General features: G+C 54.0%; 15 protein-coding genes. 3 read left to right on the top strand and 12 right to left on the bottom strand.

Annotated features, from left to right (window positions below):
• Window positions 1–176: 176 nt before the first annotated feature.
• The 3 genes from MKX64_RS21935 to MKX64_RS21925 all read right to left on the bottom strand — a co-directional run bounded on the left by MKX64_RS21935 (window position 177) and on the right by MKX64_RS21925 (window position 4,024).
• The gene (locus MKX64_RS21935) at window positions 177–1,556 is read right to left on the bottom strand and encodes an ABC transporter substrate-binding protein (protein ID WP_095266065.1); all 1,380 of its coding nucleotides are present in this window, start codon (window positions 1,554–1,556) and stop codon (window positions 177–179) included.
• Between the two features lie 119 nt (window positions 1,557–1,675).
• Window positions 1,676–2,755 (bottom strand): GntR family transcriptional regulator, encoded by a 1,080-nt coding sequence (locus MKX64_RS21930; protein ID WP_095266064.1) that lies wholly within the window; start codon window positions 2,753–2,755, stop codon window positions 1,676–1,678.
• 198 nt (window positions 2,756–2,953) lie between these two features.
• Window positions 2,954–4,024 (bottom strand): GntR family transcriptional regulator, encoded by a 1,071-nt coding sequence (locus MKX64_RS21925; protein WP_095266063.1) that lies wholly within the window; start codon window positions 4,022–4,024, stop codon window positions 2,954–2,956.
• 847 nt (window positions 4,025–4,871) lie between these two features.
• Between MKX64_RS21925 and MKX64_RS21920 the strand changes: the two genes are divergently transcribed.
• Window positions 4,872–6,476, top strand: coding sequence for a sialidase family protein (locus MKX64_RS21920; RefSeq protein WP_095266179.1), 1,605 nt, complete (start codon window positions 4,872–4,874; stop codon window positions 6,474–6,476).
• A gap of 294 nt (window positions 6,477–6,770) precedes the next feature.
• Window positions 6,771–7,769: a phosphotransferase gene (locus tag MKX64_RS21915; RefSeq protein ID WP_179292137.1), complete on the top strand. Its 999-nt coding sequence runs from the start codon at window positions 6,771–6,773 to the stop codon at window positions 7,767–7,769.
• Window positions 7,770–7,819: 50 nt separating this feature from the next.
• Here the strand turns inward: MKX64_RS21915 and MKX64_RS21910 are convergent, their stop codons facing one another.
• The 6 genes from MKX64_RS21910 to MKX64_RS21885 all read right to left on the bottom strand — a co-directional run bounded on the left by MKX64_RS21910 (window position 7,820) and on the right by MKX64_RS21885 (window position 13,378).
• The gene (locus tag MKX64_RS21910; RefSeq protein ID WP_095265179.1) at window positions 7,820–8,191 is read right to left on the bottom strand and encodes an iron chaperone; all 372 of its coding nucleotides are present in this window, start codon (window positions 8,189–8,191) and stop codon (window positions 7,820–7,822) included.
• 88 nt (window positions 8,192–8,279) lie between these two features.
• Window positions 8,280–8,462, bottom strand: a complete 183-nt coding sequence (locus MKX64_RS21905) for a DUF1963 domain-containing protein (protein ID WP_341037398.1) — start codon at window positions 8,460–8,462, stop codon at window positions 8,280–8,282.
• Between the two features lie 148 nt (window positions 8,463–8,610).
• Window positions 8,611–9,039, bottom strand: coding sequence for an L-fucose mutarotase (fucU, locus tag MKX64_RS21900; protein ID WP_095265180.1), 429 nt, complete (start codon window positions 9,037–9,039; stop codon window positions 8,611–8,613).
• A 46-nt stretch (window positions 9,040–9,085) separates the two neighbouring features.
• On the bottom strand, window positions 9,086–10,738 hold the full coding sequence (locus MKX64_RS21895; protein WP_341037397.1) for a rhamnulokinase: 1,653 nt from the start codon (window positions 10,736–10,738) through the stop codon (window positions 9,086–9,088).
• Between the two features lie 28 nt (window positions 10,739–10,766).
• Complete coding sequence (locus tag MKX64_RS21890) at window positions 10,767–11,435, bottom strand: class II aldolase/adducin family protein (protein WP_095265181.1); 669 nt, start codon at window positions 11,433–11,435, stop codon at window positions 10,767–10,769.
• Window positions 11,436–11,587: 152 nt separating this feature from the next.
• Window positions 11,588–13,378, bottom strand: a complete 1,791-nt coding sequence (locus tag MKX64_RS21885; protein WP_095265182.1) for an L-fucose isomerase — start codon at window positions 13,376–13,378, stop codon at window positions 11,588–11,590.
• 216 nt (window positions 13,379–13,594) lie between these two features.
• Here MKX64_RS21885 and MKX64_RS21880 point away from each other — a divergent pair, with 216 nt between their 5' ends.
• Window positions 13,595–14,455 (top strand): AraC family transcriptional regulator, encoded by an 861-nt coding sequence (locus tag MKX64_RS21880; protein WP_155618190.1) that lies wholly within the window; start codon window positions 13,595–13,597, stop codon window positions 14,453–14,455.
• Window positions 14,456–14,707: 252 nt separating this feature from the next.
• Here MKX64_RS21880 and MKX64_RS21875 read toward each other — a convergent pair whose 3' ends face one another.
• The 3 genes from MKX64_RS21875 to hxlA all read right to left on the bottom strand — a co-directional run bounded on the left by MKX64_RS21875 (window position 14,708) and on the right by hxlA (window position 16,392).
• Window positions 14,708–15,127, bottom strand: coding sequence for a winged helix-turn-helix transcriptional regulator (locus MKX64_RS21875; RefSeq protein WP_095265183.1), 420 nt, complete (start codon window positions 15,125–15,127; stop codon window positions 14,708–14,710).
• A 62-nt stretch (window positions 15,128–15,189) separates the two neighbouring features.
• Window positions 15,190–15,753, bottom strand: a complete 564-nt coding sequence (hxlB, locus tag MKX64_RS21870; protein WP_095265184.1) for a 6-phospho-3-hexuloisomerase — start codon at window positions 15,751–15,753, stop codon at window positions 15,190–15,192.
• Window positions 15,754–15,759: 6 nt separating this feature from the next.
• Window positions 15,760–16,392 (bottom strand): 3-hexulose-6-phosphate synthase, encoded by a 633-nt coding sequence (gene hxlA, locus MKX64_RS21865; RefSeq protein ID WP_095265185.1) that lies wholly within the window; start codon window positions 16,390–16,392, stop codon window positions 15,760–15,762.
• Between the last annotated feature and the right edge of the window lie 486 nt (window positions 16,393–16,878).

The following is a 16,878-nucleotide window of genomic DNA, read 5'->3' as shown; positions in this document are numbered from 1 at the left end:
TCATTCCACCTTAGCCTGTATTCATCATGACAGGACGTGACCCGGCGGGAAGCACCGCCGTCCGGCTATACAGCAGCCAGATCAAGCGGCTCTTCCCCTGGGTCTATGTGCATCTTGCATGAGAGCTGTTCACGAGGCGCCCTCTCTCTGAGGGCGGTCACCCGCTCCCGATAGCCTTACTTGTTGCCTTTATCGTACAGATCCTGCATCTGCTGATGGATCTCGGCGGTGAAATCCTTGGCAGACATATCGCCGTTCCATACCTTGCTTGCATTCTGATTGAACAGATCCATCCACTGGGTGTCCTTCGAGAAGGCAATTACATCCGGACGTCCGTAATCCTCAATGATGTCCAGGAACACTTGGCGTGTCTTCGGTCCTTGCTCCATCTGCAAAAATTCCCCTTCAGCCATATCGATCAGATTCGGCACCGCCTGGCCGAGCTGATAGTTCTCACGTTGGCCTTGTTCATCCAGCGACAGGAAGGCCGCCAGATCAAACGCCTCCTGCGGATGCTTGGATTTCGCCGAGACGGCAAATCCCATCGAGCCAAGCCAGGTCGCCGTCTGCCCCGTATTCGGGCTGGCCGGCCATGCCGCGATATCCCATTCAAAAGGCAGCTCCCAGAAAGCCGGCTGATCCCAAGGCCCCATCGCGAACATCGCCAGCGAACCGTCAACAAAGCGTGTATAGGCATTCATCGCCTGCTCGGCTTCCTGATTCGGGCTCACCTTATGCTTCAGGCTCAGATCGGCTACGAACTGCATCGCTTCATAGAACTCCGGCTCATTCACCTTCACGGTGCCGGTTTCGTAATCGATATACTCGCCACCGTTGGCCCATACCGCCGACTCCAGAGCGTAAGCGCCCACACCATACTGTTCCGGCTTCCCATCTCCGTTGCGGTCCACGGTCAGCTTCTGGGCCGCTTCCAGCATGTCCTCCCAAGTCCATTCCCCGGCTGTGGCGGAAGGATACGGCACACCTGCTTCATCAAACAAATCCTTGTTGTACACAAACGCCCACGGGCCGACATCCTTCGGCAAGCCGTACAAGTCGCCTGCTCCTACCTTGCTGCCATCAAAGCGGTAGCGGTCCAGCGCCTCTTTCCATACATTGTCTGGATTGAACAGCGTTGTCTGATCAAGGTAAGACTGAATATTCAGCAGAGTCCCGGCTTCTGCGAACCGGTAAAATTCAGGGCCGCCGACGTAGAAGACGTCCGGCACCTTGCCTGAGCTGATGAGCGTTGTCATCTTCTGCGAATACTCGCCAGGCGGAACCGATGTATATTTCACGGTCACATGCGGGTATTTGTCCTCAAAGGACGCGATCAGCTTCTCGAATATTTTCTTCTCATTCGGGTTGCCATGGCCCATAAACTCGATGGTGACCGGCGCCTTCTTCCCCGTTTCCCCACTCCCCTCTTGACCTGGCTGTGGCGAGCTCGGGCTGCCTGTCGAAGAATCACCGCTTGGACCGCCCCCGCTGCAAGCGGATAACGCGAACATCAACAGCAAAACCAACATGCCTGCAAATTTGCTCTTCGATTTCATGCGATTCCCCTCTTCTTTTCAAAATATTTATTTGTAAGCGCTTTACAATGTGATGATATATTATAACAATATAAATTTATATACTAAATTCAATATAAAATCAGGATGAATCATTCCATTCAATTATCGTGTACAAGACGGACAGGAACGACAATACGCCGCGCATCATAACCCCCCTTGATCTGCTCAATCAGGAGCTCTACGGTCAGGCGGCACATTTCCTCCTCGTTTTGGCGAATGTATGGAATATGCGGCAGCTCCGGAGGGTCGAATGTCACGAGTTCCAAATCTTCGGGCACCCGTAACGAGGCGGACAATGCGGCTTTGTACGTATTTCTGCACAGCTCGGTATTGACGGTCACCGCACCGGTTATTCCGCGATTGGCGGTCAAAAACATGCGGATGATTTCAACCGATTGCCCGGAAGCAATCGCATCCAGCGGCAGGAGGCACCATAAATTTTTGTCGATGGACAAGCCGTGCTCCAGGAACGCCTGCTCAAACCCGTGCGCCCGCTCGTCCGTCACCGTGTTCGTAATCTCAGGCGATATGAAGGCGATGGAGCTATGTGCCTGGTCCAGCAAATAGTTGACCGCTTCCTTGGTGCCGTTCACGTTGTCCGAGCTGACGCTGTATGTCTTGACCTCCTTCAGAAAACGATCGATCAGCACAAACGGAAACCGGTCCAGCGACAATCGAAGGATCGAATCGTTATAGGTCTCGTTCTCCACCGGGAATATGATCATCCCATCTACGCCCTGCTTCAAAAATGACGCGATCACCCGCGACTCCTCCACCTGGGATTCACGCGTAATTCTGACCATAACCTCATAACCGGCCTCTGTGGCATACCTCTCCAGACCGTCCAGAAATCGCTGATCGACTTTTGTCTTCATCGCCGGCAGCACGAGTCCGATGCGCCCGCTCCGGCTCGGCCCAGCCGTCCATTCGCCCAGCGTCTCAAGCGCGGAGGCCTCCTCCGGCCTGCTCATCACAAAGGTGCCTTTGCCCTGAATCCGCACAAGCAAACCTTCCTCCATCAGCCCGACCAGCGCATTCTTGCTTGTAATCTGGCTGACGCGGTAACGCTCGGACAGCTCCTTCTCGGAAGGGACGCGATCCCCTTCCCTTAGCTTGCCGATCGCAATCAGTCGCTTGATGTCCTCCTGGATCTGTTTGTACAGCGGCAACGATTTCAATGTATATCACAACCTTCGCGTTTCGAATATTATATTAAGTATATTAATATAATATTTCTCGATACTTGTAAATATGAAAACGCTTTTTTGTGCAAATAAAAATCGGCCCGGACAATGAGGATTCCTTCCTCTGCCCGGGCCGATCCCCGCTATAGCCGCACTATCACTATCGAATTGAAACCTATCGTTTTCCCAGCATTATCCAGTCTGCACCCACGCTACCGGCACGACCTCTCTGCGCGGGTCATACTTGCCCTCCAGCTGCTCAGCCAACAGTTCCACCGCGCTGCGGCACATCTCATCCAGATGCTGACGAACATAAGGAACACCTTCGAGATCCGGATCGTCAAAAGCCGCCAGCAGCGGTCTGTTCTCCGCCTGTGGCCAGATGTCCCGAAGGGCATAAAACGCATAGCGAGCCAGCTCCGCATTCACGGCAAACAACGCGGTAACCTCGCTCTTTTCACGTAAGAAGCGGCTGATCTCCTGCTGGCCAAGTCCCTTGCCTAAGGTGTCCAGATCAAGCAGGCACCACAGCGTCTTGTCAATCGGCAGGCCTCGCTCCATAAAGGCCGCCTCGAACCCTTTCGCTCTTTCATCCGTGACCGTATTGGTGATTTCCGGCGACAGAAGGGCCACATGCTCATGCCCCGCAGCAAGCATATCGGAGACGGCTGTCCGCACGCCGCCATAATTGTCAGCGCTCACGCTATACGTTTTGATCTCCTTCAGGAAACGATCGACCAGCACCAGCGGCACCCGATCCAGCGTCAAGCGAAGAATCGCATTGTTGTAGCTTTCCTGCTCCACCGGAAAAATAATGTAGCCGTCCACGCCCCGTTCCCTGAAATGCTCGATCGCGAAGGCTTCCTCCTCCGGCGATTCGCGGGTAATGCGTATTAAGAGATCATAATCCCTCTCCGAGCAATACCGCTCCAGGCCATCGAGCAGCTGCTGGTCAATTCTCGTTTTCATCGTCGGCAGGATCATGGCAATCGTTTTTTTGGCGCTTGGTTGGGGCTGATGCTGGTGCGGATGCCCGCGCTCGGAGCTGAGGAGCTCCCGCACGAAGGTCCCCCTCCCCCGGTAACGAACGAGCAGCCCTTCTTCCACCAGACCGTTCAGCGCATTTTTCGATGTGATCTGGCTGACACCATATTGCTGGGCCAGCTCCTTCTCCGACGGTACCAGCGCCCCCGACGGTAGCTCGCCGCTCTGAATGCGGCTCCTTATATCGTTCTGAATCTGTTTATACAACGGATGTTCCATGTTATACCTCTCTTTATTTATCCATTCCTATCGTTGCAGATTTGAAAAATAGTATATAGTTAGTATATTAAAGATACATCCGCAGCAAAGCATTCATATTCATATATTGTATCATCTCTTTGGATAATCTCAATCCCTTGGAGACGGAGTTATGCGGTCAGACTTTTAGGATAAAAACCACTATAAAAAACACGACGTCAGATCGACGACATCGGGTTAAGCATACTTGGGCTCTCTACAGAAGAAATTGAGATTGAAGACATTTTTATGATTGTTTGCTTTGGCTCTACATTAAATATGAGTATTACAAAGAGGTACATCATCACTAAAAGCCCAATAATGATGGATAATGTGATACCTATTATCTTTCCTAGTTTCATTTGGTTCCTCCTGTACTTCGATATTGAAATCGTGAATATGCGAATATAGCTTATAAAAACCAGAAACATACATAAATGATTATTGTTACATAAGTAATGTTAAAGCGAAAACAGGAAGATTTAAAGGAAATATTTCCTATTCCCACTCATGTTCCGCACACTTAGCAGAATTATCCCGCTAGGTCAGGATGAAGAACAAAAGACCGTGAAGATTCACATACTTCCCACGGTTTCTCATCCACTCCTTTTTTATCCCTTTTCATCCCTTCCGCTCTAAGCCTCTAACCTCTGCCCCCTGAATGAAAGGGATAACCATGCAAGACTGACGGCAAGGGGTACCGTGGCCGGCCCGCCAGTTAATTTTAATATCAATTTAGTATATCTATATGGATATCAACTGCGATACAATCCTTTTTAGAAAGCGCTTTCTACCATCTAATGACAATGTTGGGAGGCTGATGATGATCATGATACGGAAACAACAAGGCCGCTGGAAGCGTCCACTGGCCTTCATCTTGATGCTGGTGCTGGCAGCTGCATCCATGCCGATGAGCCCAGCTTATGCCGCTTCAACCGGCATGGCTTGGGCTACACAGCAGGTTCCGATCTATACCCCGCCTTCAGGCGGAGTGTGGTATCCGAGGCTGCTCAAGCTGACCCCGCAGGAGTGGCTCGTCTCGTTCGACACGAATGCCGGCGGAGGAAATACAAGAATCGTGGTGTCCAGAACACAGAACGGCGGCTATTCCTGGAGTGCTCCGGTTACGGCTGTCTCCAGCCCTACCGGCAACGTAGGCAACGGACAGATGATGAGGTTGCCGAACGGGGAAATCTGGCTGGCGTATCGGCATGTCGTCCAGAATGGCTCTACGTACGACATCCAGCTGAATGTCCGGCGAAGCTTCGATGGCGGTTATACATGGAGCGACTTGCCGGGCGGACTTATCGGCAGTTCAACCGCCTCCTCCTTCAAGGGGCTCTGGGAGCCGCATCTGGAAATGATCGGCAACACCATTGCAGTGCTCTATGCAGATGATAGCCCGGCAGCGGTCGGAACGACAGGTCAGCAGAATCTGTATATGAAGACTTGGAACGGAAACAGCTGGGGCAACCGAATCACGATCAGCGACGGTGTCGCGGTCGGCTCCCGCGAAGGCATGCCGGTCATTACGCGAATGAGCGATGGTCGGTATATCACCGTATTTGAAGCGTCTGACGTGCCCGGACATCCTTTTGTCATCAAATACAAAATCTCGCCGGACGGCTTTAACTGGTCTGTGCCGCGTCAGACGCTCTATGTGCCCAACGGAAACGGCAAGAAAGCCGGCGCTCCTTTTGTCGTCAGGCTTGAGGACGGTCGCCTGATGACCGCATTTCAGACGGATGATAGCAGCGCCAACACAGGGGACCCGTACACCTCCATGCATACGATGATCAGCGCCGATAACGGGGCCACCTGGCAGCACAAGTATAATGTGTTCCCGGTATCCGATACGCGCTCCTCGAATTGGAATGCGCTTATGACCGTTGACGCTACGAAAGTTGCAGCGGTGACCAGCGCGACTTATCCCGCAAACGGCATCTATCTGCGGTTTGGTTACACGGTAACACCGTTTCAGACGAATCTCGTGAACAATCCCGGGTTTGAGACAGCAAACGTAGCAGGCTGGACCACATACGGGGATGACTACCCGCAGCGCATTCTGATCCACGGTGCGAATGACGGTGTCGGCTTGCCGGCCGCAGAAGGCTCGTACTTTGTCGGCCTCGCCGGAACCAGCGGGCCGGCCACTGCCTATATCGGTCAAACGATTACCGGACTGGATAACGGCACCTATACGATGCGTGCCCGAATGCGCAGCAGCGGCGGTCAGAACAGCTGTGTCATGGAGGTTAAGGATTATGGCGGCAGCATGCGCCAGGCTGGCTGTCCGGTTACCACTTCGTGGACGCCGGTCACTATTTCCAACGTTCAAGTGACGAATGGGCAGGCGACCATCGGATTCTATGTGTCCAATTCCTCTCCTTCCCAATGGGCGGACATTGATCAGGTGGAATTTTTCCGGGAGTAACTTCGTATTTCTTCTTCTCACAACATTTGCGGAAGCTGCCGCCTGCCACCGTATGCCTGAAGCATCTCATGTGTGAGATGCTTCGATCAACCTGGGCACTCACCTTATTTAACTGGCAATAGACAACTCCCCGAAGCGTACAGCTTCGGGGAGTTTGTACTATACGAACCCCTCTCACCAATCATGGACAAATGAGGCGTCGATGCTATAATGATTGCGTACTGCTACAATTCCCTTTCCCCATTCGATGACCGTTCCTATTATATAAAAACGACCAAGGAGCTTATCACTTTTATGCATGCAATGAATGAAGCCTATTACCGAGCCATACTCGCCGCTTATCCGCTTCCGCCGGTCAGGCAGATCGAAGCGCGCGAGAGCGGCATGAACAATACGACCCGCTACGCTGTCCTGGAAGACGGACAAACGATCGTACTGCGTATTTACGAGAACCATCGTTCAACCCTGAAGCTGGCTGCCGAGCATGAACTGCTGCTCCAACTGGCACAGCAGCAGCTCCCCTTTCTGATCCCTTGCCCGCTTCGCACGGATCAAGGCCGGACCTGGACGACGGCATCTGACGGGAAGCTCGCCGCCCTCTTCACCTATCTGCCGGGTGTCAAACCCGCTGCCGATCGCCACGACCTGTCTTACGCATATGGACAAGTCGTAGGCCAGCTTACGCAGGCGATGGAGAAGCTGCAGCTTGAAGCTGCGCCTGCATACCCGCCGTATGATGAATTACTCGGCCCGGACACGGAAGAAGCAGCGGCAACCGCCCGCAACCTCTATGCGTCCGACCCGGCTCTTACCGCACTTGCGGAAGAAGCTGATTTCCTGCTGAATATTCTTGCTGCACTGAACCGTCACGCTGACGCCATTCGCTGCCTGAATAGACAATGGATACACGGCGACGTATCGTTCGCCAATGTCTTGATCGAGCCAGAAGGCGTTATCCGCGCTGTGCTTGACTTCGAGTTTGCTACACGTGATTCTAGGGCGATGGAGCTTGCTGTTTGCCTCGCTGAACAGCTATCCGCCCCCGGTGGGCTTGCGTTAACTGTGATTCATGAACTGCTCGCTGGTTACAGAAGCGTCCGCCCGCTGGAGTCAGAAGAGCTGAAGCTGCTCCCCGAGCTGCTTCAGCTGCGCAAGCTGGATGTCTTCCTTCACTTCCTGCACCGCTATCAGGAAGGGCTGGATCCCGCCCCTGTCCTTCTGGACCAGACGCGTAAATCCGCAGCCGTATGTCGTTTTATCAGCTCACATGCCGATCACATTCGCAGCCTGTGAATCCGTGTCATCGCGTTAGCACAACAGGAGTACAGCGACTGTACTCCTGTTTATTTCCGCCAGAATGTTGAGCAGTCCGCCTTATCCATAATATTGAACTCGATCATTTTCTCAAGCAGCGTGAAGTCCACCTCACCCTTCCACGGGAAACGCACCAATTCCTTGGTGTGACTATAACCTGCCTGTACAATGTCATCATAGAACCGATCGATCGTTACTCTTTCCGGAGCCACAGCCATATGCTGCTTGGATACGCTGAAACCAATGATGTACGTGCCGTGATCGGTGAACATCGGCTGATTCCATGCAATTTTCGGCTCTAATTGCGGAAACTTATGAGTTACCCATTTCAAGACCTCTTCTGTTCGTTCACGGTGATCCGGATGATCGATCCCTTTTAAATATTCCGCAAAAACCTCCATGCCGCTCCTCCTATCAGGAAAATATACGAGTGCTTCATCGTATTGAATACTTGGATTATAACCGCATTGTAAGTAAAGAATCAAAATTTTAGGTGCACTGCATTTCACATACGACCCGGTCAAAACACAGGCTTGCAAGATCATCCTCATGAATCCAAAAATAGATTCGGCCTGCATCCCCCCCACGAGACCCCTGTCTTGTCTTCTTCCGAATCGATTTGTAGCAGCAACGATAGCACGTACGTTCCCTTTCGAAATCTATAAAAACCAATAATTTACTACACCCATAATAAAAAAGAGAACGCCCGCTGGACGTCCTCCGACTTCATATCAACTTCACTTCAACTTCAGCAAACATTCAGTCACGTCAAATGAACCGTGAACCGTCTGTATGCGATAACGCGACACATCCAAGGGGTTTAAACGACCACGCCCTTTTTTAAAATAAGGTTGGCATACAGCGCGGTTTCCCCGGTGGCTACGATAGCGTAGGCGTTTTTTGCCCGTTCATAAAAAGCAAACCGCTCGACCGTCTCAAACAGGTCGCTCCCCGGATGGTGATCCCGCACAATGTCGCGGTAACGATCCCAGATCGGCGTCTCCACATTGTCTCCCGGCATGACGGCCATCAGGGATACAGGCCGCTCGACATAGGAGTCGAGCGGGAACAGCGGCAGAATGGCGGCCAGCAGCTCCGGAACGCCATGACCATCGCAGCGAACGAGCCGCTGCGCATGGCTGGCTGCCGGGAAGTTGCCATCCGCGATCACAATCTCGTCGGCATGCCCCATCTCCATCAATAGTTTGATCAGCTCCGGCGAGATCAACGGCGATATTCCTTTAAGCATGCGTTTCCTCCTCTTTCACAGGTTGGATTAACCTCGGCTCCGCACTCTAACCGGCACCACTGCGAATGTCCGACTCGATGAGCCGCAGATATCGCGTGTAGCCTGCTTCCCACACCGCACGACGCTCGGCTTCATCCGGCTCATAGATATGCTGCGGGAACGAAGCCTTCACCAGCTCCTGCCCCTCCCGCATATCGTTGATATGGCCGGACGTTCGGAGCTGGACAAGCACATTGCCGATCGCGCTTGCTTCGACCGGCCCCGCCCAGACCGGGCGGCCGATGGCATTCGCCGTCAAGGCGCACAGCAGTTCATTCTGAATGCCGCCGCCAACCATGTGCAGTCCGGCGAACTTTGAGCCTGTCAGCATCTCGGCCTGTTCCAGCACTTGCCGGTACCGGAAGGCCAGGCTTTCCAGGATGCAGCGCACCATGCTGCCGACTGAGTCCGGCTCAAGCTGGCCGTTATCCCGGCAGTAGCTTCGAATTTCCTCCGGCATATCCGGAGGGTTCATAAACCGCAGCGCATCCGGATCAATGAGCGTGCGCAGCGGTTCGGCCGCTTCTGCAAGTTCAATGAGCTCGGCATAGGTGAAGCTGCAGCCGTCCTGCTCCCACTTGCGCTTGCACTCCTGCAAAATCCACAAGCCCATAATATTTTTAAGCAAATGATAATTGCCGTCCACACCGCCTTCATTCGAGAATTGATGCTCGAATACCGATGACGTCAGCAAGGGCGCGGGCATCTGCGTGCCGAGCAGCGACCAGGTGCCGCTGACCAGATAGGCGAAGGAAGCTGAGGATGCCGGCACAGCCGCCGCGGCTGACTCCGTATCATGCGAAGCGACGGCAACGACGTTCATCGGCGGCACTCCCAGCTCCGCACACACCTCTGACGTCAATGATCCGATGACCGTTCCCGGTGATACCGGCTCCAGGAACATGTCGCTGCGCAGCCCCAGCTCCTCCAGCAGCTGAACGTTCCAACCGCCTCTTCCCGGGTCATATAGCCCGGTCGTTGTTGCCATTGAAAATTCACAGCAGCGCTTGCCAGTTAGAAAATAATTCATTAAATCCGGCGTGAGCAGCAAGGTGTCGGCAACGTCCAGCTTGGGGGAAGCGGCCTTTTTCATAGCATACAGCTGATAGATCGTATTAAACGGCATGAACTGCAGCCCGCTCTCGCGAAACAGACGCTCCGATCCGACCAGGGCGGACACCTCCTCCACCACCCCTTCGGTTTGCCGGTCGCGATAATGGTACGGGATGCCCAGCAGTTCGCCGTTACGGTCCAGCAGCCCGAAATCGACGCCCCAGGTATCGATGGCACAGCTTTGCGGCTCATAGCCTGCCTGAAACGCTTTGCGAATCCCGTTCTTAATCTCCTGCAGCAGCATCGGGGTATCCCAGTGCAAATGGCGGCCGATCTGAACCGGATGGTTCGGAAACCGATGAATCTCCGTGATCCGGAGTTTGCGCACAGCTTCCTCCGCCAATCCGCTTGACTGCAAGTGCATCTCTTCACCGGCCTGGTCAAGCAGGACCGCCGCGTCCTGGTCACGCTCCGTGCCATTGCGCCCGCCTTCTCCTGGCCCGTCTGTCGTCCAAGGGGGCTCCTCGACAATCTCGCCGATGATGGCGCGTCCGCTGCCGGCACCTAAATCAAACGCCAACACGCAAGGAATCCGTCGTTCATTCACGGTCATGGACAACCTCACGCCCCTTCCGTCATTTCATTTTTTGCAGCAGCTGGATTCGGTAGTCTTCACTCTCCAGCGCGGCAATCTCAGCCACTTCCTCATCGGTCAGCGGCACCGGCGTCCCGGCCGCCCGGGCACTTAAATAAATTTTTGCGCTCTCCTCCACAACCTGGGTCCGGTAAAAGGCCTCCCGCAAATTGCGTCCGGTAGTTACCAGGCCGTGATTTCCGAGCAGAATCGAGCATGCCTCATTGACTTTCGCAGCCACCGCATCGGCCAACAGATCGGTGGTCGGCACGAGGTAAGGAATGAACGCCGTCCGTCCGACCAGCGCGGCCTGATCCGGAAACATGATCGGAAGCTCCTGCTCAATCAGTGTAAAGGCGATGCAATGCGGCGGGTGCGTATGCACCATGGCCCCCATGTCCGGCTTCTTGCGGTATCCGTACAGATGCATCAGCACCTCCGACGAGGGACGCAGCCCGGTCTCGGTCACTTCCCCTGTCGGAATATCCACTTCGATCCACTGCTCCGGCTCAATCTCCTCCAGCGCGAAGCCGCTTGGCGACAAATACATTTTGTCACCAGCCCGCGCGCTGATATTGCCACCCGGGCCTACGACGAGACCGCCCTCCACAATTTTACGAGCGTATTTACACAACTCCTGGCGCACCTCTCTGGCATTATCGTTGCTCATGGTTTGCGATTCTCCTTTATTGCTTTTTTTGATCCTTGCCTGCCATCACTATGCCAACCGGTTACCGACCGCAGTGCATCACCACTGTGGCAGCCTGCATCCTAGGCCGACACGGTCATGGGCCGTCACTGGCCGTCAGCCGGCGGCGGGCGTTATCGATACAGCGGCCCGAACGTCTCGCAGGCGCGGAAATCGGCGCTTTCCGCTTCCTCGGTACCGAAGAGCCCCCATGCCCGCGGGCGGAAAATGCTCTCTTTCGGCACATTGTGCATACTCACCGGAATGCGCAGTATCGATGCCAGCGTAATCAGATCGGCACCGATATGCCCATAGCTGATCACACCGTGGTTCGCCCCCCAATGATCCATCACGCTGTAGACGCTCGTGAATGCGCCGCTGCCAGTCAGGTTCGGAGCGAACCAGGTCGATGGCCAGGTCGGGTCCGTCCGCTTATCCAGCGTGTCATGCACATGCTCCGGCAGATCCACCGAGTAGCCCTCGGCAATCTGCAGCACCGGACCCAGGCCCTTCACCAGATTCAGCCGAGCCATCGTCATCGGCATGCCGCCCCGGGTCAGATAGTCGGTTGAGAAGCCGCCGCCGCGAAAATATTCAACCGAAGCCGGACGCCACTGCGTCGCTTTCAGCATCCGCTCGACCTCATCATCGCTGATTTCCCAGTGCGGCTTGATGACAGGCGCCCCGTCTTTCGTCTGTTCGCCTGTGCCGTCCAGCGCGGCTGAGCCCGAATTGATCAGATGCAGAATGCCGTTGGCTGCACGCCCCTCCAGCTTGTAGCCAGCCACCCGCTCTACGGACGCTGGGCTCCAGTATGTGCGCACATCCGCGAATATCTGCGCCGTATTCGTCAACAGGTAGCCGAACAGCATGCCAACCCCATTCAGACTGTCATTCTCGGTTGCTACAATATAAGGCGCCCTTGTCCCGTTCCAGTCGAAGGACGAATTAAGAAGCGTTTCCATAAAGTCGCCGTTTGGAAAATGGTCCGTCCACTGCCGCTGCCCCTGGAAGCCGGAAGCGATCGCATGATGGCCCTGCGCCTCTTCCTCAAAGCCCAGCTCGGCCAACCGCGGGTTGCCGATCATCAGGTCGCGCGCGATCAGCGTCATTTTCACCACCGTCTCCCATTCCTTGTTCTTGCGCTCCCTGGACGTCTGCAGGTCTTCCGGATTGTTGTCCGGTCCTTCCTGGCAATTCCGCTTCACCCATTCGAAAGCCAGCTTGTACTCTTCCGGATCGTAGATCTCCTCGTTAATCCGCCGTGTGAATTCGCTCATGTCCACATATTCGTTGCGCATGCCAAGATATTCCTGGAAGAAGGAATCATTGACCATCGAGCCCGCAATCCCCATCGATACAGAACCCATCGACAGATAGGCCTGATCGCGCATCATCGCTGCCGCCAGACCGCCCCGGGCGAAGCGAAGCAGCTTCTCCTGCACATCCTCCGGAATCCGGTCATCGCCCTCATCCTGAACATCCTCCCCGTAAATGCCGAATGCCGGCAGCCCTTTCTGCGCATGGGCAGACAATACCGCCGCCAGGTACACCGCTCCCGGACGTCCGGTTCCGTTAAAGCCCCAGACCGCTTTCGGAATTACCGGATCGGTATCCATCGTCTCTGTGCCGTAACACCAGCACGGCGTCACCGTAATCGACAGGCCGACCTCGGCCTGCTTGAATTTTTTGGCCGCGGCAGCCGCCTCTGCCACTCCCCCGATACATGTATCCGCAATCACGCATTCAACCGGCTCACCGTTCGGATAGCGCAGCTGCTCGCTCAGCAGTCGCGCCACCGCCTTCGCCAGATTCATCGTCTGCTCCTCCAGCGATTCGCGGACCCCTCTTCTTCTGCCGTCAATGGTCGGGCGAATGCCGATTTTCGGAAATCCGTTTCTCCATCTGTAACCGTTTTCAACCATGCCTGTCCTGCCTCCTTGGCTATTGGAATATGCCCTTATTCTAATTGGAGGAAGCGTGGGGCGAGAACCTACTATATTGCCTTTTTCCAAACCCAAAACAACAAAAAAGTGAACCCCGTGCCTTCGCTTAGTGTGTGACGAAGCCGCGGGCTCTCTTCCTTTTTCCATCGGTTTCAAATTGAGCTATAATAGAGGTATCTATTTGCCGGGGGAGGAATGCAAGGCGTGCCCAAAATCGAAATTCCGCATCGCAAAAGCGATCGCTTCCGGTTCAAGAAGAGACCGGAGCTGTTATTTGCAGGCCAGGTTGTGGATGAATGCCGTTTCTACGCTCCGCCGCAAATTCACGATTATTGCGAAATTATATACATTGTAGAGGGCACCGGGACATTCCGGATCGGAGGCAAGTCATATGAGGTGCGGCCCGGCGATGTGGCTGTCTACAATGCCGGTGTCCCGCATGAGGAATTTTCCAGCAGTTCCGAGCCATTCAAGCTCATCTACTGCGGTGTAAGCCATGTGCATATTGAGGGGGTGCCGCTCGGGCATCTGCTTCCCGCTTCCGTGGAGCCGGTCGTTCCATGCGAGAAATACGCCTACAAGGTGGAGAGCTATCTGTCCGAGATCCTTCAGGAATGCGATTCCCAGGTGCTCGGCTACGAAACGCTCAGCAGCAACCTGCTCATGTCGCTGATCACGCTGCTGTACCGGATCATTGACGTCAAGCACCCGTTTGACCCGCTCAAGGACAAGAATGAAATTACAGTCCGTACCAAACAGTTCATCGATAAAAACTACACCCGCAGCATTACGCTGAAAGAGATTGCCGACACGCTGTACGTGAGCCAGCACTACCTGTCCCATCTGTTCAAAAAGGAGCTCGGCGACTCGCCCGTGAACTATTTGATCAAGCGCCGGATTGAAGAGGCTAAGCGCCTGCTTCGGGACAGTGATGCACCCATTCATGAAATCGCTTTCCGGGTTGGATATGGCAATGACAAGTACTTTTCCATGCTGTTCAAAAAAGTAACCGGCCAATCGCCCAGCGCCTACCGGGGTTCAGAGAAACCGAAGTAACGAGCGCCCCGGCTGTCTCACTCCCCGGCTTATATGCCAATCAGGCGCCTTTATGCCCGAACAAGGATATCCATCATTAAAAAAGCCCCCGGCATAAATGCCGGAGGCTTGAACCCGTTGCATGACGTATAGTCTATCGCACAGCGATTGTGCAGCAAGTCGTACCTTGCTATGATTCGATCTGGTATAAATAATGGCTCTATTCTGAATCTATCTATCGATGGTGCCTAGGCTTGTCTTAGTCAGATACGGCTATTCAGCCACTGCTTGCCCGGTTTTCACAGATTGTTCGTCGGCTGCATCCAGAGGCATATCTCCGTCTTTCCAGATCACCTTCTGGCCGTAATCCTTGCCCCAGTCATACATGAGCTTGAGGATCGGCATCAGACTCTCGCCGTAAGGTGTGAGCGAATACTCCACTCTTGGCGGGACCTCGGGATACACGACGCGGTGTACCAGCTGATCTTCCTCCAGCTCGCGCAGCTGATTGGTCAGCATTTTCTGTGTGATATGCGGAATGAGCCGATTCAGCTCACCGAATCGTTTAACGCCGCCCAGACCGAGATGCCACAGGATGATCAGTTTCCATTTACCGCCGATGACCGCAAGGGTTAACTCCTTATGGCAGTTTATTTCTTTCAGATTGATGCGCTGCTTGACTTCATTTGCCATAATGCTTCACCCCTTTACTCTATAGTATACAACGGTCAGGGCAATAACTTCAAAAAACAGATCTACTCCAGATTGGCGTGCAGCCCGAACATGCGGTCCGATTGCTGGTCGCTCTTCTCCATCAGCCTCAGGATGGCTGCATCCAGCACCACCAGCATCGTCTGCTCGAATAGGGAAGCCATCGGCTGGACCGTCGTCAGGAAATCCTGCTGCTGATCCTTCGTGGCTCCCGGCAGCTGAACGACGACATCTGCCAGTGCTCCGATGCGAGACTCTGGCTTGATCGTGATTGCGGCCAGACTCGATCCGATCTGCTTGGCCTTCTGGGCCATAGCGACCAGACTTTGCGTTTCACCGGAGCCGGATCCGATGATAAGTAAGTCCCGAGCTCCGATTGCAGGCGTTACCGTATCGCCCACGACATGAACCCGATGTCCCATCTGCATCAGCCGCATGGCAAACGCCCGGATCATCAGCCCGGATCTTCCGCTTCCGGCGACGAACACCGCTTCACTCTTCAATATCCGTTCAATCAGTGCCTCCACCTGGGTGCCGTCGATTTTCTCGACCGATTCTGCGATCTCACTAGCAATAACGGCTGCCTGTTTGAACATGATGGCGCTCATCGATGCTTACGCCTGCTGTACGAGCTGCTTCATTTCCGCAGCTACAGCTTTCATATCGGACTGGCCTGTAATGCCGCCGCCTACGATGACAAGATCCGGCTTTGCTGCAATAACTTCAGGAAGTGTCTCGAGCTTGATGCCCCCGGCAACAGCGGTTTTTGCCTGCTGAACCACCCGATTGATCGTAGCCAATTCCTCGAAGGAATTCTTGCCTTCTGCCTGGTGGTCGTAGCCGGAATGCACGCAGATGTAGTCGACTCCGAAACCGTCAATCTCCCGCGCTCTTTCCTCCATGTTCTTCACATTGATCATATCCACCATCACTTGTTTGCCTTGTTTGCGGGCTTCCGCAACAGCGCCTTTAATGGTGGCGTCGTCCGATACACCAAGCACCGTAATAATGTCTGCGCCCGCTTCGGATGCTTTCATTACCTCGTAACCGCCGGCATCCATAACTTTCAGGTCAGCAAGCACGCGCAGATGCGGGAATGCTTCCTTGATCGCTTTAACCGCATGAAGCCCCTCATTGATGACCACCGGCGTTCCGATCTCTACGATGTCGATATGCTCGGCCACTTCGGCCACCACTTGTTTTGCTTCCGGGATATTTACCAAATCGAGTGCCAATTGAAGTTCCATATTATGAATCTCTCCTTATGAGCGTATTGGTGTAGATTACAGCTTTCATTGTAGAGCAGTTACTTTAGAATGCGGAAGTACGTACTTGAAAGTGAGATACTTACGTGGAAGTAAGTATTGGGCAACGACAAGGGGTTTGGCACCTCGTATTCGAGAATTTCTTGATGCTGGTCTCGCGGCCATTAGTAGCATGCCCGAATTCACACCTGAATGCGCACATAAGAAAAAGACCTTCAATACGAAGGTCTTGTGAGGTTGCCATCATGGCCTCAAGCTTCTTTCCAAACGATTATTGCTCCGATGCCTGCTCATCCATATTAACTTGAAAAATCACGCCGAACTTGTCCCCGCCCGCACTTCGCAGAAACTGCCGCTCCCACATCCCGCTTCATCGTATCTAGCCGATACCCAATTCACTGCTTAATCCTGCACACAATGTCCATAGAATCGCGACTTCATTTATCGTCCAAACCTGCCTATGATCAA

The organism is Paenibacillus sp. FSL M8-0334 (assembly GCF_038000405.1).
Lineage (GTDB): Bacteria > Bacillota > Bacilli > Paenibacillales > Paenibacillaceae > Paenibacillus_AQ > Paenibacillus_AQ campinasensis.
The sequence above is the reverse complement of the archived record's forward strand: the minus strand, read 5'-3'. Positions and strand labels throughout refer to the sequence as shown.